Source organism: Streptomyces sp. NTD91, from assembly GCF_059510455.1.
Window position 1 is genome coordinate 28534 of sequence record NZ_JCAJZW010000036.1, and the last position, 16890, is coordinate 45423.

The window sequence follows — 16890 nt, forward strand, 5'->3', positions numbered from 1 at the left end:
GTTTTCTGCGGTTTCGAACCTTGAAATCGTAGCCGACAGGGGTGGGCCGCCCGTTTCCCGTTTTGAAGGCTGGGAAAGGGCGGCCACGGGGTCACGGACGGTCACGGCCGCCAGGCGGTCAGTACACCGTCGTACAGTTCCGTGTCCGTCAGCTCGCGGGGGGTGGGGCCCGCGTGGAAGAAGGACGTGTTGGTGGTCTTCAGCCTGCGGAGGTAGTCGAAGGCCTTGTTGTCGTGCTCCCCGAAGGCGACGAAGGAGAAGAACACGGTCGGGTGCGACGCCGCGGCCTCGGTGAGCGCCTGCGTCGCGGGGGTCTTCGCGTCCGGGGCGCCGTCGGTCTGGAAGACGACGAGGGCGGGAGTGGGGGCGGTGGCGTCCTTCTCGTGCGCGTCGTAGTGGGCGAGTACGGCCTCCACGGCGGCGTGGTAGCTGGTGCGGCCCATGCGGCCCAGACCGGCGTGCACGTCGTCGATCCTGGTCTCGTGGTCCGGGGCGAGGGTGAGGTCGGTGGTGCCGTCGATCTCCGTGGAGAAGAAGACGGTGTGAACCGTGACTCCGGGGTCCAGGTGGGCGGCGAGGGCGAGGGTCTGGTCGGCGAGGGCCTGGGCGGAGCCGTCCTTGTAGTAGGGGCGCATGCTCGCGGAGCGGTCCAGGACGAGGTAGAGCCTCGCGCGGGTGCCGGTGAGGTCCTTCTTCTTCAGGGTGGTGGCGGCGGCCTTGTAGGCGGCGGTGAGGGAGGGGGTGCGGGACTTCACCTCGGCGAGGGCGGTGGCGGGGCTCTGCCGGCGGGGCTCGTCGTCCGCGGGGGCGTTGTCGGCCGGTGCCGCCTCGCCTTCGCCTTCGGCGGTGGTGGCGTTCCCCTCCGAACCGCCTGTGCGGGTCTCGTCGGCGGCTGCCTGTGACTCCTGTGGGGCGTCCTCGCCGTCGGCGGCTTGCGGGGCGGTGGTCTCCTCGGACGGAACGGCGAGGTCCTCGGCCGTCGCCGACACCGTCTCCACGACCGCCTGGGGCTCGGCCTCCGGCTCCACGTCCGGCTCGGCCTGCGGCTTTTCGGTGGCTGGTTTCTCGGTCGTCTGGGGTTCGGTGCTGTTCTTTGCCGGCTCTTCGGTCTCGGCCTTGGGCTCGGCCTGCGGCTTCTCCGCGACCGGCTCCTCGGTCTCCGGCAGGGCGGTGACTTCGGGGTTCTCCTCGGCCTTCGGTTCGGCCCTGTCCTGCGCCGGCTCCTCGGCGTCCGGCTCGGGTTGCTTCCCGGGCTCCGCCGTCTCCGCGACCGGCTCCTCGGCCTTCGGCTCCGGCTCTTCCGCGGTGAGGGACTCGTCGTGCGGTTCCGTCGGGTGGGGCACCTGGACCTTGTCGAAGGCGGCGGCGACCAGTTCGTGTTCCTCGCGACGAGGCTCGGGGACGGTGGGCGTCGTGGGCTCGGGCTCGGTGGAGGCCGACGGCTGGGCGGGCACGGAGGCGGCCGGCTCCTCGCGCTGCGGGGGACGGGGGGACGCCTCGTCCGGCTGCGCGGGGTGGGTGACCGGCTGCTTCGGCCGCGCGGGGCGGGCGGTGGTCTCCTCTGCCTTCGCTGTCGACTCCGCCGCTGTGAGCAGGGAGTCCGCATCCTCTGCCGACGTGGCGCGTCCCTTGCGGGAGCGGCTGAATGCGTTCCGCAGGAGAGTGAGAATGCCCATGTGCGCAACCCTTCGTGAGTTGATGCCCGTCGATCCCTGGCCAGGACGGACACGTAAGGTTAGCGAAGGGGTCAGTGGGGGGAAGCGATCGACCGGGCCGCGGCGACCTCCTGGCGGAGTGGTTCGAGGACGCTGTCCGCGGGACCGGTGAGATCCGTGCGGACCGGGACCAGGACGTCCGCGTCCCGTACCCCCTGCGACAACTCCCGGAGCTGCAGCACCACCTGCGTGATCTCGGCCGGGGACGGCGGCGGTGCCCCGTGCCGGACGCGGACGCGGGCCGCCGTCGTCGCGTCGACGATCCGTTCCACCGCGACGACCAGCGGCCACCACGCCGCCGCGCGCCGGCCGGTGGGCGGTGGCTCGGTCAGGGCCCGCTGGAACTCCGTACGGATCACCGAGAGGTCGCGGTAGAGCCGTCGGCGCATACGGGCCCGGGCGGCCGGATCGCCGTCGGCGCCGAACGCCGTCTCCACGTATCCGGCCGTGTCCGCCACCGCGTCCGCGAGGCGGTCGCCGACCCGGGTGCGCCAGCTCTCCGGCCAGAGGAGATAACCGGCGGACAGGGCGATGGCGCAGCCGAGGAGCGAATCCGTCAGGCGGGGGAGAAGCAGGGCTGTGCCCTGGTGGTTCAGGATGTCGGACAGGAGGAGGATCACCGGGGTGATCGCCGCCGTCTGGTAGCCGTAGCCCCGGGGGGTGAGGGCCGGGACCAGGGGGGCCAGGACGAGCATCGCCGGTACGTCCCACCAGCCCAGCGGGACCTCCGCCAGCACCACCGCCGCGATCACCAGGCCCGCCACCGTCCCGAGGGCGCGCAGCAGGGCGCGGGAGAACACCGAGCCGAAGTCGGGCTTGAGGACGAAGGTGATCGTCAGGGCCACCCAGTAGGAGCGGGGGACCGGGACCAGGGAGACGAGGGCCTGGGCGAGGGCGATGCAGACCGCCAGGCGTACGCCGTAGCGCCAGGAGTTGGCGGAGAGGACGACGTTGCGGGCCGCTCGTGCCGTGCGGATGCCGAGGGCGGCGGGGCGGCCGAGGGGGTCGTCGATTCCCCGCGGATCCACGTCGGGGGCGGTCACCACCTCCGCCGCGTGGCGCAGGGAGTGGTCCACGGCGCGTGCCGTCTCGGTCGTCGGGAGCGGCAGGTCCAGGGTCATGGGGCCGGTGCAGCCCGTTTCGATCGCCTCGGCGAGGTGCTCGACCGCCCCCGGGAGCCGCGGTGGCAGCGGGCGGCCCGCCAGATGGGCCGCGGGAGCCGCCTCCACCACGGGCGTGACGGCGTTCAACTGGGCCAGCAGCCGGGTGAGTTCGCGGCCGCGGCCGTGGTGGCGGGCGCGCCGGGCCAGGATCAGGTCGTACGACTGGTTCAGGGACTGGGTGACCGTCCGGCGGGCCTCGTCGTACGCCTCCGTGCGGTCGGTGCCGCAGACGGCGAGCAGGGCCGCGACCGTGCGGTACGTGGCCGCGACCGCCGTGCGTTCCGGCACGCCCGAGCGCAACGGCCAGGCGAGGAGGGCGAGGAGGAGGACGAGCAGGCCGCCGCCGGTCATCAGGGCGGAGGCGAGCCACCAGGGACGGGGCAGCGGGAGGCCCGCGCCGACCACGCAGTTCAGCAGGAGCAGCAGGCCCGAGACCGAGGCCACCGCGCCGATCGTCGAGATCATGCCGGAGACCAGGGCGACCCCGGTGACGGCGGCCACCGCGTACCAGCCGTGCCCGTACACCAGCGTGCCCAGGGTCACGCCGACCGCGCCGAAGAACTGGGGCACCGCGATGTTGAGGACGCGCATGCGGTAGGCGTCGGCGGTGTCGCCGATGACGCCGGACAGGGCGCCCATGGAGGCGAGGGCGCCGTACGCCGGGTGGCCGGTGGCGAGGCCGAGCGCCAAGGGGAGGGCCATCGCGACGGCGGCGCGGGCCACGGCGGCCCTGCTGACGGGGGCCTGCTCGGGGCGGAGGTTCCGGACCAGCCAGTCGGGAGGGGTGAGGCCGGTGGGGAACTCGCGCGACATGCGGCCATTATCACCGGTTCGTTCCCGCCGACCGGAGTCGTCGTCCCAGGTCCGGGCGGGGTCGTGCGCGGTGTGGAGGGCGACGTCCACGACGAGGGCGTGGTGGTCGGTGCCGGGCACGCGCAGGAAGCGGGCACCGGTCGCGGTGAAGCCCCGGGAGAGCAGTGCGACCGCCGACCGGGGGCACCTCCCGGGCGAGTTCGTTCGAGCGTGCGCACCGGACGTGCCCGTGGTGCCGGGGACACCGGCCGCCAACGGATTGGGGTGGGCGGATCGGCCTCGTCGGGCGCCGGTGGGTGCGGTGGCCGATCAGCCGCGCGGGTGCCGGTCGGGTGCGCGGTGGGGTCCTGCGCCCGCGCCGGTGTCGACGGGCGGGGCGTCGCCGGCCGGGGAGGATCTCCTCGGCCGGCTGTCCACAGGGTGGGGACGGCGTGCCGTGCCGGACGCCGGGGCGCGCAGCAGTCGGCTGTCCACGGCCACTTCGGTCGGTGGCCGACCCTGACCGGGCGCTGCGGCCGCCCGGTCAGGTTCGGGCCTGGGTCGGGCTCTGGGCCGGTGTCGGCGGCGGGGTGCCCGGGTCGGAGGGGCGCCGGACGCGGGCTGGGCGGGCCAGGCGTAGGCGGCGGGTCAGCCAGGTGGTCAGGGCGACCGCGAGGCCCAGGCCCAGCAGCAGCCAGGAGGCCGCGCGAAGGCTCGAGGTGAGGGCGTCGTAGACCGCGCCGGCCGCCCGATGGGGAACGTCGGCGGGCAGGTCGGCGAGGGTGAGGCCGCGGCCGACGGCCACGGCGAGGGCGAGCAGGGCCCCGCCCAGGGCCGTGCCCAGCGCGGTCGCGGCGACGGCGCGGCGGCGGTGCACGGCGACGGCGATCCCGGTGGCGGCGAGCGCGACGGCCGCCACCGGCAGCCAGAGACCGGCGACTTCGAGCACGTGGAACCCCTTCCGGAAGGCGGCGAGCCGGCTCGCCGGGAGGACGGACACCGCGGTGTGCTCCACCGGGATGCGGGCGGCGAGCGGCACATGGTCCCGGGTCAGCTGCCGCTTGACCTGGTCGGTGATGGGGGCGAGGTCGACGGTGACGGGGCGCCCGGCCGTCCTCTCGTCGTCCTCGTCGCGCAGCGCGCGCAGCACCGCGTCGTGGGTGATCCGATTGCCGGTGTCCCAGGCCAGCCGGAAGGCCTCGGTCCGGGTGAAGGAGCGCACCGCGTCGCGCACGAACGGGCGGACCGGAGCTCCCCCGGAGGGGGTACCCCCAGCCGGGCGGACGTCCGTGTGCTGCACCGCGCGCAGGATGCCGTCACCGACCGTGTCGGCGACGGCCTCCCGCACGCTGGGGTCGGTGGCGAGCGGCGCCATCGTGGTGACGTACCGGCCCGTGTCGGCGAGTCCGTACGCCGCCCAGGCCGCCAGCGTGCCGAACGGCACGAGGAGGCAGGACAGCGCGAGCAGTACGGCCGACAGGGCGCTCCTGAGGCGTGGGGACACGCTTCCAGGCAACGGCCTGCGGGGCGGGGCCGCGAGCGGGACGACTGCATTCGGGCGAAGGACCGTGCCCCTGGGCGGAACTGGGGTTTCCGCTCTCCGGTGGAGGGTTCACCCGAACGGGTGTTTCCTGGTGTCGTGGGGAGGGAGTCCGGTCCTCGGGCCGGGTTCCACGGCCGGGTGAGGGAAAGGGAAGCGGGGAACACGGGGAGGGCGTGCGTGGGTCCCGGCGAACGGGCCCACGTACGCGCCCCGGCCCGTTCCGCCGCCCGCTCGCTTCGTCACCGTTCCGCCGCATGCATCCGCTCCGTCACCGTGCCGCGTGCCGTGCCGTGTGTGACGATGCCGTACGCCGGCGGGCCTGCCGCCCGCTCAGCGGACCCGGCGGCCGAAGGCGTCCTCACGCGTGTAGTAGCGGTAGAAGAACACGGCGAAGGTGCTTCCCGCGACGAGGAGCGACATCATCACCGACCGCCAGACCGAGTGCGGCGTCTGGATGTACAGGAAGCCGAAGGCGATGCCGACGAAGGCCGTCCACAGCAGCGCGTGCACCTCCCGGGGCATGCGGGGCGCCAGGGTCAGCAGGGCTACGCACACCACCGCGAACACCAGGGCGCTGAGCCAGCCGAGCAGCAGGTTGCCGCCCGTGACCGGGCCGCCCTGGCGGGCGTTCGCCGCGACCCAGTAGCCGTAGACCAGCCCCAGCACCACCGGGACCGCGATGTGCGCGACGCGGTGTGTGCGCACGTCGAAGACGTCCGGCGCACGGGCGGGTACGCGGGTGGCCCGGCGCTCGATCGGAGCCGTGGGGCCGGGGCGGGGCATGCCGCCCGGCGCGGGTGCCGCTTGAGCCATGAGAGCACTCCTCTCTCCTCGCCCCCGCTTCCAGAGCACACCGGGGGGCACGGCCTGGCAAGTCGGCCAGGAGGGTGACGGGTGCCCGGATGGGACGGCTTCTCCCCCATGCTTCGCCGGGCCGCCGCGAGCCGGGGTGTGTGGGCGACGGGCCTCCGCGCCGGGCCGGGAGCGGTGACGTGCGGCGCGGCCGACAGCGCCCGGCCCCGCCAGTGCCAGTGCCAGTGCCAGTGCCGGGTCGGGCTCGGCGACTTCATCCTGGGACGGTCTCGAGCACGCCGGGTGTATCCGCGCCCGGACGTCGACGCCCGGGCCGGCGGCGACCTCCGCGACACCCGGGACGTCGACGCCCGGGCCGGCGGCGACCTCCGCGACACCCGGCCCGGCCCGCAGGGGGGCGCAGGCGGGGAGGCGACGAGGGTGCGGGAGGCGACGGGGGCACAAGAGGGAACGAGGTGGAAGCGGGGCGATTGCGGTCCTGACGCCTTCTTGGGGCGCGCCTTTGCAGCCGCAGCGGTTACGGTGCTGGCAGGAGAGCCGATCTGGGTCCGACAGGGGGAGGGACGATGCCCGGAACCGTGCTGCTGCTCGCGGCCTCGCCGCTGGGCCGGGGACGCCTGGTGGACGCGGCCGGGGTGCTGCCGGTGCTGGCCGCCGTCGCCCCCGCCGTGCTGTCCGGCACCGACACCGCGAACGTCGTGGAACTCGCCGATCCGCTGGAGCCGCAGGCCGTCTTGACCCGGCTGCGGGCCGCCGCGGCGGCGCCGGGGCCGCTGACCGTGTACGTCGCCGGGCAGCTGCACCTGGACCGGCGGCAGCGGCTGCCGCATCTCGCGCTGGCGCGCACCACGGGGGCGACGGTGCGCTACACCGCGCTGCCGTGGCACTGGGTGCGCGAGGAGCTGCGGTTGCGGTCCGCCGCGGACACGGCGCTCGTGGTGGATCTGCACGCGGACGCGGAGGCCTGGCGGTACGTCGCCGAGCGGGGGCTGGACTGCGGGGCCGACGCAGCGGTGTACGGCCGTGTCGCCCCTGCCGCCGGGCGGCGCGGGGTGGCCGAGCCGACGTACATGAAGGCGGTGGCCACGCTGTTGCGCAGCGGGTACCGGCCGCCGCTCCCCCAGTTGCACGAGCAGGCGCTGGCCCGGATCGCGGCCTCGAGCGCCGGCCGCGACCTGCTGCTGTCCCTGCCCGTGGGTACCGGGCCCGCGTTCGCCCACGCGCCCGTGCGGTCGGGCGGCCCCATCGGCGAACCCGCCACGCGCCACCCCGGCCCCCTCAGGACCCCGCCTGTCGCCGACCCGCCGGTTTCGGCTCCGGTCGGTCCGACCGCGTTCGTGGTGGGTCCGGTTTCGGCTCCGGTGGGTTCGACCCGGGCTGTGGTGGGTCCGGTTTCGGCCGCCGCCGCTCCGGCACCGCCCGCCGCGAATCCGGTCCCGCTCGCTGCCGGCCAGGACAGGCGTGCCTCCGGTCCCGTCCCGCCCGCGGCGGACCGAGATCCGGATCGAGACCCACACCTCCTCGGCCCGGCTCCCCGGCCCGCAGACCAGGACCCCCACGCCCTCATCAGCTCCGCCGTTCAGAACGGGCGGCACCGGGAAGCCGATGCTCTTGCCGCCCGGTTCGAGGAGATGGCCGTGGGGGCTCGGGGGCCCGGTTCGGACGAGGCGTTGCACTGGGCCGAAGTGCGGGCCGATCTCGCGATGTTCGCGGGGGACGCGGTGCGCAGCTGCCGGGCCTGGCTGGCGGTCGCGCAGGCGCGGCTGGCCGCGGGGCAGGCCGTGGACGCGCCCGCCGTGGAGGCGGCCGTGGACCGCGCGCACCATCAGTGGACGCGGATCACGGACACGGCGCGGGCCCGTGAACTCGGGCCTGTGCTCGCGGAGTTGAGGCGGAGGGTGCCGGGGAGGCGGCAGGGCGCGCTGGAGAGCGTCCGACGCCAGCTGCGGCAGTTGCAGCTCACCGCCCCATGAGACCCCGGCGATCGGCTACTTGGTGAAGGTGAAGTACTTCCAGGAGGTGCAGCGTGACCGACAGGTTGCCGTGGGAGTCCACCTTGCCGGACTTCACCGGCTTGTTCGGCCGGTCGGAGCCGTAGGGGTCGGCCCAGATCTCGACCGTGCGGTTCTTGTACGTCGTACCGAGGTGGGCGGTGAACTCCACGGCCTTGCCGTAGTCGTACATATTGCCTTTGTTGTTCCGCCTGCCCTGTGCTCCTCGTGCGGCGAGTGCCCAAAGACCAGGTCATGCCTCTGACAACAGCGTCAGGGCCCCCGAGACGAGCGTGCGGACGCCGGGGGCGATCACGGACAGATCGGGAGCGAAGTGCGGGCTGTGGTTGCTCGGCACGGCCGCGAACTTCTCCGGGAGGCTGTCGCCGGGCGCCCGGTCCCACACCGGCGCCGGGGTGGTCGTCACGAACCAGTACGAGTAGGGGATGGCGCCGTCCAGCGCGAGCTGCGGGAAGTCCTCGCTGCCCATCGCCGGGCCCGGGTCGAACACCGTGCCCGCGCCGAAGACGTCCCGGTGCACGGCGGCGACCCTCGCGTCGGTGTCCGCGTCGTTGACGGTCACCGGGAAGGTGTTGCCGAGGGTGACGTCCGGCTCGCTCGGGCAGCCGGCGGCCAGGCACTCCCCGCGCGCGATGCGCCGGACAGCCTCCAGCATCCGCTGCCGTACCGGCTCGGACTGGGTGCGCAGGTTCAGCGAGATCCGCGCCTCGGAGGGGATGATGTTGTGCCGGGTGCCCGCCTCGATCCGGCCCACGGTCAGTACGGCGGACTCGCCGGCGGCGATCTCCCGGGAGACGACGGTCTGCAGCCGGGTCACGAGATAGGCGGCGGTGACGACGGGGTCCACCGTGGACTCCGGGCGTGAGCCGTGCCCGCCCCGGCCGTGCACCACGATGTCCACGTCCGTCGCGGCGGACATGATCAGCCCCGGTGAGTGCGGGTACAGCCCCGCCGGACCGGGTGCGGCGTGCTGACCGATCAGGACGTCGGGCCGCCCGAACCGCTCGTACAGCCCGTCTGCGAGCATCCGGCTCGCCCCCTGCCCGCTCTCCTCGGCGGGCTGCCCGACGATCAGCACGGTGCCGGACCAGGTGTCCCGCCCGGCCGCGAGCGCGGCGGCGGCGCCGGTCAGCCAGGTGACGTGCAGGTCGTGCCCGCAGGCGTGCATCACGCCGTCCGTCCGCGAGGCGTACGGCAGCCCGGTCTCCTCCCGCACCGGCAGCGCGTCCATGTCGGCCCGCAGCAGCACGGTCGGTCCGTCCCCGTTGGCCAGCCGCCCCACCACCCCGGTGCCGCCGACGCCGTGCGCCGTCTCGTACCCGGCCTTCCGAAGCCGTTCGGCCAGCTTCCCGGCGGTGCGGTGCTCGCGCAGGGACAGCTCGGGGTGGCGGTGCAGGTCTCGGTAGAGGTCCTCCAGGTCCGGCACCGGCAGGTCGGCGGTCAGGTCCAGGGCGGTACGGGCGGCGGCAGAGGTCATGACGCGAGGGTAGGCGTCCGGCGTACCGCAGGGCAGTGCGCGCGGCTACCGGGTACCGCCGGCCGCCTGCTGGGTCCGCTCGACCGGGACGGGTGCCGCCGCCCGGGCCGGGCCGGCGTTCGCCGCGAGGATCAGGGCCGTCGCGGCTATTACTGCGGCGGCCACGGCTCTCCGTACGGTGGTGTTTCCGTAGGGTGCGGTTGTACGTCCGGGCACGGCGACCTCGCAACACAACAGCGACGTGTTAAGCAGACTTAATCCGCCGTTTAACCTAGGGGCTGAGCGGACTCAACGGCAAGAGGCGTCAGGGGAGTTGGGGGAGCGAGGCATGCGGGAGCGGGACGACCCGGTGGTCATAGGGCAGCGCGTGCAGCAGCTGCGCACCGAGCGGGGACTCACCCAGCGGCAGCTGGCGGAGCCGGCCTACACGCCCGCCTACATCTCCACCCTGGAGGCGGGCCGGGTGCGGGCCTCCGACGAGGCGTTGCGGCACATCGCCGGCCGGCTCGGTGTGGCCTTCGAGGAACTGGCCGTCGGCCGGCCCGCCCACCTCGCCACCGACCTCAGGCTGGCGCTCACCGAGGCCCAGCGGGTCCTCGCCGACGGACGGGCCGAGGAGGCCGCCGTCCAGTACACGGCACTGCTGGCTCGTGCCGAGACCCACGCCCTGGGACGCGAGCAGACGACCGCGCTGCTCGGGCTGGGCGAATGCGCCCTGGAGACCGGGGAGTTGGAGCGGGCTCGGGAGTTCTTCGAACGGGCGGAGCGGCGCCTGGCGGACGAGTCGCTGCCGGTGCGGGTCCCGGCCGTGCGGGGCCGGGCGGTCGCGCACTACCTGGCCGGTGAACTCCGGTACGCCGTCTACCTCCTGGAGTCCACCCTCGACGAACTCAACCGGGGCGGGCTGCACGACCCCGACGCCCTGCTCCTGCTCTACGCCAGCGCCATCGGGCCGTACATGGACATGGGCGCGCACGCCCGCGCCGCCCAGGCCGCCGAGTTCGCGCTCGCGCTCGCCCCGCAGGCCGGCGACCCCGCGCTGATCGCCCGGATGCACCGCTCGGTGGCCCGCACGCTGATCGCCGAGGGTCGGGTCGCCGAGGCCGACGCCTCCCTCGCCAAGGCGGCCGAGCTGTACGGGCGGCTGCGGCTGCGCACGGAACTGGCCAACTGCCACTGGATGCGCGGGTACGTCTGCGCACAGAACGGAGAACTGGAACGCGCGGAGGCCGAGTTGCGCCAGGCACACACCATGCTCGCGGAGAGCCGGGCCGCCCTGTACCGCAGCCAGGCCGCCGTGGAACTCGCCGACGTGCTGCACCGGCGCGGCAAGTCGGAGGAGTCCGCCGTCCTCCTGCAGGGCGTCCTCGGCGACTTCTCCTCCGAACGCGGTGCCGTGCACGCCGCCGCGGCCCACCGGCTGCTCGGCATCATCGCCGAGGACGCCCGGGACACCGAGGCCGCCGAGGAGCACTACGTGCGCGCGCTCAGCCTGCTGGAACGCGCGGGCGCCGCGGGCGACCTGGCCGACCTGTGCCGTCTCCTCGGCGACCTGTTCCGCCGCACGGGGCGCGTGGAGGCCGCCCTGGACGCCTACCGCACCGGCCTCGGTCACCGCACGGCCCCGGGCACGACGACCCTGGGCCCGGCCCCGGCGCAGCCGCCGCTGTGAGACACCGCGGAGCCGGCCCCGCGGGTCACACCTGCGCCCGCCCCTGCTTGCGGATGTCGGCCAGACGCAGGGCGCCGACCTGGACCGCGGCCTGGGTCGCCTCGTTCGGCACGTCGCCCAGGCCGCCGTTGGTGAGGGCGAACGCGTCCGGTCCGACCCGGACGGCGGCCACGTCCAGGGTGAGCACGGCGTGGCGGTCGTCACGGTCGGTGGCGGCCAGGCTGATCCGCAGGCCCTGGCGCTTGTCCCCGACCTGTGGCAGCGGGGCGTCGCTGACCTGGACGTCCTCCTGGATCCCGGTCTGCGTGGTGGCCGTGAACCGCGCGCACCGCGCCGGCATCGTCCCGAGCCACGCCAGTGCGGCGTCGACGTCGGCGGGGCGGCGGGCGGCGATCTGGTAGCGCAGTTGGGCGTTGGTGTCGGTGTCGTCGAGGCCGACGGCGGCGCGAGCGGGGCCGCCGAGGATCTCGTCGGTGTAGAGGGCGTCCAGCAGCCGCTGGCAGTCCCCGGCCGAGGTGGTCGCCTTCAGCAGCTGGTCCCGCCAGGTGGCCGCACCCTGGGTCGCCGTCCAGGGGGCGCCCAGGTCGGTCTGGGTGAGGAGCGCGGCCTGCGCCTGCTCGTCGGTGAGCGTGGAACCGTCGGGCCGGGGAGAGGTCTTCGGTGTCTTCGACGGCTTGTCGATGGTCGGCAGGGGCGGGGTCGCCGTCTCCGGCTGGTGCAGCCCGAGGGCCGCGCAGCCGCCGGCGAGGATGAGACCGACGGCTATGAGAGAGAGGACGACGCCGCGCGGGAGCTCGGCGAGGCGGGACAGGCCGGGCACTCCGGGCAGGCCGGGCAGGCCGGGGCGGCTGCCGGGGTGCGGGTCCGGGCGGTCGGGAGCGCCGGGCTCCGTCGGGCCGTACGGGCTCCACGGGGTGTGCTGCGTGTGCCGGGCCCCGGAGCCGTGGCCGCCGTGGTCGCCGGGGTCGTCGCGGAGCTTCGGGGCACGGGGGACGCGCGGGCGTATCGCGGGGGTCATCGGTGCCTCCTGAGCGCTCGGTCCGGTGGACCCCTGGTGGCGGGGGGTCTGCCGGACGGTCTGCCGGCGGGGGTCCGCCGTGGTCGTCTGCCGGTGGGGGCACCTGTGGTGGCCCCTGATCTCACGGCACCACCGCCCCGACCGCCTCACCAGCGCTCCGGTCCGTCCGGGTGAGCTGCCCGCCGTCAAATCGCTCGAGCGGGACGACGCCGCCTGCTACGGTCGCCGCATGCAGCGCGCCCCGCAGTGCCCGAAGAGCACGACGACGCCGGAGACCGTCCCGGCGCGCTGACACCTGACCAGCATCGAAGCCCCGGGGCGAGCGCCCCGGGGCTTCGGCGTTCCCGCGTCCTCCCGGCTCCTCGCCCGCCCACCGGACCCGCGGAGGAACCCGATGAACGACCAGGCACCCGACCACCGCCGACTCGGCCGTGAACTGGGCCTCTTCGACACCGACCCGCTGATCGGCGCCGGCCTGCCGTACTGGCTGCCCGACGGCGCGGTCGTACGGCACACCCTGGAGGAGTACGTCCGGGAGGCCGAACTCCTGGCCGGATACCGGCACGTCTACTCGCCCGTGCTCGGCAAACGGGAGCTGTACGAGATCTCCGGGCACTGGGACCACTACAGCGACGACATGTACCCGCCGATGCGACTGGGCGCCGAGGAGGTCGTGCTGCGCCCGAGCCTGTGCCCCCACCACGCCCTGATCTACCGCTCCCGCTCCCACAGCTACCGTGAACTGCCGCTGCGGATCGCCGAGCTGGGTGGCATGCACCGCGCCGAGCTCTCCGGCGTCCTCGGCGGACTGACCCGGGTGCGCGCCATCCAGCTCAACGACGCGCACATCTTCTGCACCCTGGACCAGGCGGTCGAGGAGGCCCGTGCCGCGCTGGAGCTGATCGCCCACGCCTACGCCGACCTGGGCATCGAGGCCGTACGGCACCGGCTGTCGCTGCCCGGCGAGGGCGGCAAGTACGTCGCCGACCCCGAGCTGTGGCGCCGGGCCACCGGGCTGCTGCGGGAGGTCCTCGACGCGTCCGGCGCGGCGTACGAGGAGGCCGAGGGCGAGGCGGCCTTCTACGGCCCGAAGATCGACGTACAGGTCGCCGACCCGGCCGGGCGCGAGTCCACCCTGTCCACCGTGCAGATCGACTTCCACCAGCCGGCCCGCTTCGACCTGCACTACATCGGCGCCGACGGCGCCCGGCACCGCCCGGTGATGGTGCACCGCAGCATCATCGGCAGCGTGGAGCGGGCCGTCGCCCATCTCGTCGAGGCGCATGCCGGCGCCCTCCCGGCCTGGCTGGCACCCGTCCAACTGGTGGTGCTGCCCGTCGCCGAGGAGCAGCGGGAGCGGGCGGCCGAGGTCGTACGGGAGGCCGTTGCGCGGGGCCTGCGCGCCGAGCTCGCCGGTCCCGCCGAGGGCACCCTCGGTGCCCGGATCCGTGCCGCGCGCCTCGTGCCGTACCAGGCGGTGATCGGCGCGCGGGAGGCCGGGGCCGGGCGGGCGGCCGTACGACTGCGCGGCGGCGGGCGGCCGGGGGAGCTGCCGGTGCCCGAGCTGCTGGACCGGATCGCCGCCCGGGTGCGGGCCCGCGGCACCGCCCTGTGGCAGTGACCGCACCGATCCGTCCTGATCTAAGGTCGGCTCGACGGAAGGAGCCCGCAGTGACCGGTCAGCCCATCCCCGTGATCATCGACTGCGACACCGGCGTCGACGACGCCCTCGCGCTGCTGCTGGCCGTGCGCCACCCGGGCCTCGATCTGCGGGCCGTGACCTGCGTGGCCGGGAACACGGACGTCGACGGCGTGGTCCGCAACACCCTGACCGTGCTGGAGCGGGCGGGCGCCCCGGACATCCCGGTGGGCCGGGGCGCCGAACGCCCGCTGATCGAACCGGCGCGCTCGGCCCGGCACGTGCACGGCTGTGACGGCATGGGCGACCTGGGGCTGCCCGCGCCGGGCCGGACCCCGGCGGACGTCGACGCCGTGACGCTCCTGCGCCGCGAGATCCTGGCCTCCCCGCGCCCGGTCACCCTGATCCCGACCGCGCCCCTGACGAACGTCGCCCTGCTGCTGCGCACCCATCCGGAGGTGACCCGCAACATCGAGCGGATCGTGTTCATGGGCGGCGCGGTGGCCACCGGCAATGCCACGCCGGTCGCCGAGTTCAACGTCTGGCACGACCCGGAGGCGGCGGCGGTCCTGCTCACCGCGGGAGTACCGATCACGATGTACGGCCTCGACGTCTTCATGCGGGTCGTCGTGCCCGCCGCCGACGTCCACCGGATGCGCGCGAGCGGCGATCCCGGCACCCGCCTGGCCGGCGAACTGCTGTCCCACCGGCCGACCTTCCAGGGCGAGGCCCCGGAGGCCGAGGAGGCGGGCGGCCTCGGCGACGCGGGCGCGGTGTGCGCGGTCATCGACCCACAGGGCATCACCACCCGGCTCCTCCCGGTCGAGGTCGCCCTCGCCCCCGGTCCCACCCGGGGCCAGACCCTCGTCGACCGCCGCCCCCGCCCCGGCGAGTCGGAGATCCACGAGGGTGAACGTGAACAGGCTCTGGTGGACGTGGCGTTGGAGGTGGACGTGGACCGCTACGTCAAGCTGTACCTGCGGACGGTGGAGCGGCCGTAGCGGCTCCGGAACCCGCCGACGGAGCGAACGACCCTTCTGTCGCCCTACGGCACGTGGCGTGAACAGCCGGAGGCGGAAGGTTCCTTTTCCGGGCAATGTGGACAGATTTCCTGTGCTGTCGTCCGCCCTCGAAGGAGCCCGCATGGCAGACCGCTTCCCGGACCTCTCCTCCAGGAGCCCCGACTGGTGGCGCCAGGCCGTCATCCACCAGGTCTATCCGCGCAGCTTCGCCGGCGCCGACGGTGACGGGCTCGGCGACCCCGCCCGACGACCGGACCCTGCCGCCGGACACCACGGTCCGGCTCGGCTGAGCGGTGCGTTCAGCGCACCGTCGGGCTCGGGCTCGGTGCCGACGCGTTGCCGCCGGCCAGCCCGCCGAGGTCGACCGGCGTCGACGTGGGGTTCGGCGGCGGTGTGAGCACCACCTGCGGCTGGCCGGCGGCCGGGGGCGGCGGGGTCAGGTCGTTGGCGGGCAGCTTCGGCGGGGTCGTCTGCTGGAAGATGGTCTGGTCGAAGTCGACGAAACCGGTCTTCTCCATCACCGTCATGTGGTCGAGCACGGTGTCGTTGGCCTGGTCGGCGAGGGCGCGCACCAGCGAGTTCTTGGTCGTGGAGCGGATCTTCGCGATGGCATTGAAGATCGCGCCGTGCGTCATCCGCAGGATGTTGGCCATGTCGGAGTCGAACTTCTTCCCGTTGTCCGCCCGCAGCGTGTTGAGGAAGCCCTCCTGCTGGGGGCTCGCGAGGTTCGGCAGCGTGATGTTCAGCATCGGCGCGATCTTGCGGCAGGTGGTGTCCAGTGCCGCGTGGCCGTCGAGCAGATGGCGGCCGGCTGTGACGACGGCCGGTGTGGTCCCCTTCTGCAACGCGAGCTGCCCCACCGGGTACTCCCACAGGCCGGCGGCCCGCACCTTCACCACGAAGTCCCGGTCCTGCTCGGTGAGTGGCCCCCACTGGGTGTTGGCGATGACGCGGTCCTGAGCGGTGGTGACCTTGTTCAGGCCGAGCATGCTCGGGTAGGCGAGGGCCGCGAGCGTCATGGCCATCGCACCGCCCACGAAGAGAGTTCCCGTCCCGTTCCGAGAAAAGCGCACCGTGCCTCCTGCCCGGTCGTGGATCCCGCCCGGGGCGACGGCGGCGCCGGGCGGATCGGACGCACAGCAGTACGGACGCGGGGGCGATTCGTATCGGTGGCGCGGGTAAAAACTGCGCGGTGGCGCCGGTCGGGACTCCGCAGGGATTGCCATGCATTGATGCACATGACAAACGGTTGGGGAAACGTTGACCGATCACCGGGAGAAGGCGGACGAAAGGCGGTCCTAGATTCGCCGCATGCCCCCACAGCCGCCGCCCCGCACGCCCGCGTCCCGCCCCCCGGGCGCCGTCGCCCTTCCCGTCCTGCCGTACCGCAAGCCCACCAGGGGCCGCGACTACTGGGTCCTCGACGACGCCCTGCCCGACGTCGACGCCGTGCGGGAGCGGTGCCTGGCCAAGGACGACTGGGTCGAGGGCTACCCGTACACCTCCGAGACCTGGCCCGGCCTGCGGGCCATGCCCGGGCTCGAGCCCGCCGAACTCGCCGTGATCGAAAGACTGGTGAAGAAGGCCACGGGGGCGAAGAAGCTGTGGGTGCAACAGGCGCCCGGCGGCGGCACCCTCAACCACAACTGCGTCCAGGTGGTCGGCGAGGGCGAGAGCGAGCCCCGCCCGCACACCGACTCCCGCGCCCTGTGCCGGTACGCGGCGGTGCTCTACCTCAACCCCCACGTCCCCAAGAGCTGCGGCACCGCCTTCTACCGCCAGTCCCTGCCCGGCGGCCGGCTCGGCGGCAATGTCGTCCGGGCCCCGCACAACAACCTCGTCGAGGCCCTGGGCACCCGCTTCGTCCCCGCCGACCACTTCGAGGAGGACGTCCGCGTCCCCCACGAGTACAACCGCCTCCTTCTCTACAACGCCAACCTGGTGCACAGCGCGACCGCGTACCACGGCACGACGCTGGAGGAGAAGCGGATGACGGCGGTGTTCTTCTGGATGGCGTGACCCGT

At 74.1% G+C, this 16890-nt stretch carries 12 protein-coding genes and 1 pseudogene; 5 read left to right on the plus strand and 8 right to left on the minus strand.

Features of this window, described 5'->3' with window-relative positions; translation table 11 throughout:
* Positions 1–101: 101 nt before the first annotated feature.
* From AC5WRT_RS29050 to AC5WRT_RS29065, 4 genes are all read right to left on the minus strand, one after another.
* Positions 102–1676: a VWA domain-containing protein gene (locus AC5WRT_RS29050; RefSeq protein ID WP_496092283.1), complete on the minus strand. Its 1575-nt coding sequence runs from the start codon at positions 1674–1676 to the stop codon at positions 102–104.
* A 71-nt stretch (positions 1677–1747) separates the two neighbouring features.
* On the minus strand, positions 1748–3691 hold the full coding sequence (locus AC5WRT_RS29055; RefSeq protein WP_496092333.1) for an FUSC family protein: 1944 nt from the start codon (positions 3689–3691) through the stop codon (positions 1748–1750).
* A gap of 523 nt (positions 3692–4214) precedes the next feature.
* A complete protein-coding gene (locus AC5WRT_RS29060; RefSeq protein WP_496092284.1) occupies positions 4215–5174 on the minus strand; it encodes a hypothetical protein in 960 nt (319 codons plus the stop codon).
* A 369-nt stretch (positions 5175–5543) separates the two neighbouring features.
* Complete coding sequence (locus tag AC5WRT_RS29065) at positions 5544–6026, minus strand: hypothetical protein (protein WP_496092285.1); 483 nt, start codon at positions 6024–6026, stop codon at positions 5544–5546.
* A gap of 566 nt (positions 6027–6592) precedes the next feature.
* On the opposite strand from AC5WRT_RS29065, the gene AC5WRT_RS29070 reads away from it, so the two are divergent.
* A complete protein-coding gene (locus tag AC5WRT_RS29070) occupies positions 6593–7999 on the plus strand; it encodes a hypothetical protein (protein WP_496092286.1) in 1407 nt (468 codons plus the stop codon).
* A gap of 43 nt (positions 8000–8042) precedes the next feature.
* On the opposite strand, the pseudogene AC5WRT_RS29075 reads toward AC5WRT_RS29070, so the two are convergent.
* Both AC5WRT_RS29075 and AC5WRT_RS29080 read right to left on the minus strand, forming a co-directional pair.
* Positions 8043–8225, minus strand: a pseudogene (locus AC5WRT_RS29075) (hypothetical protein); the annotation flags it as partial.
* A 45-nt stretch (positions 8226–8270) separates the two neighbouring features.
* A complete protein-coding gene (locus AC5WRT_RS29080; protein WP_496092287.1) occupies positions 8271–9515 on the minus strand; it encodes an amidohydrolase in 1245 nt (414 codons plus the stop codon).
* A 328-nt stretch (positions 9516–9843) separates the two neighbouring features.
* Between AC5WRT_RS29080 and AC5WRT_RS29085 the strand changes: the two genes are divergently transcribed.
* On the plus strand, positions 9844–11187 hold the full coding sequence (locus AC5WRT_RS29085; RefSeq protein ID WP_496092288.1) for a tetratricopeptide repeat protein: 1344 nt from the start codon (positions 9844–9846) through the stop codon (positions 11185–11187).
* A gap of 25 nt (positions 11188–11212) precedes the next feature.
* On the opposite strand, the gene AC5WRT_RS29090 is transcribed toward AC5WRT_RS29085, so the two are convergent.
* Entirely contained in the window at positions 11213–12205 is a 993-nt protein-coding gene (locus tag AC5WRT_RS29090) for a hypothetical protein (protein ID WP_496092289.1), read from the minus strand.
* A gap of 394 nt (positions 12206–12599) precedes the next feature.
* On the opposite strand from AC5WRT_RS29090, the gene thrS reads away from it, so the two are divergent.
* Both thrS and AC5WRT_RS29100 read left to right on the plus strand, forming a co-directional pair.
* Positions 12600–13826, plus strand: a complete 1227-nt coding sequence (gene thrS, locus AC5WRT_RS29095) for a threonine--tRNA ligase (protein ID WP_496092290.1) — start codon at positions 12600–12602, stop codon at positions 13824–13826.
* Positions 13827–13876: 50 nt separating this feature from the next.
* Positions 13877–14845 carry a nucleoside hydrolase gene (locus AC5WRT_RS29100; RefSeq protein ID WP_496092291.1) on the plus strand — a complete coding sequence of 323 codons (969 nt, stop codon included), beginning with the start codon at positions 13877–13879 and terminating at the stop codon, positions 14843–14845.
* Between the two features lie 320 nt (positions 14846–15165).
* Here AC5WRT_RS29100 and AC5WRT_RS29105 read toward each other — a convergent pair whose 3' ends face one another.
* Entirely contained in the window at positions 15166–15885 is a 720-nt protein-coding gene (locus AC5WRT_RS29105; RefSeq protein ID WP_496092334.1) for a DUF4142 domain-containing protein, read from the minus strand.
* A 292-nt stretch (positions 15886–16177) separates the two neighbouring features.
* Here AC5WRT_RS29105 and AC5WRT_RS29110 point away from each other — a divergent pair, with 292 nt between their 5' ends.
* A complete protein-coding gene (locus AC5WRT_RS29110) occupies positions 16178–16885 on the plus strand; it encodes a DUF6445 family protein (protein ID WP_496092292.1) in 708 nt (235 codons plus the stop codon).
* Positions 16886–16890 lie beyond the last annotated feature (5 nt).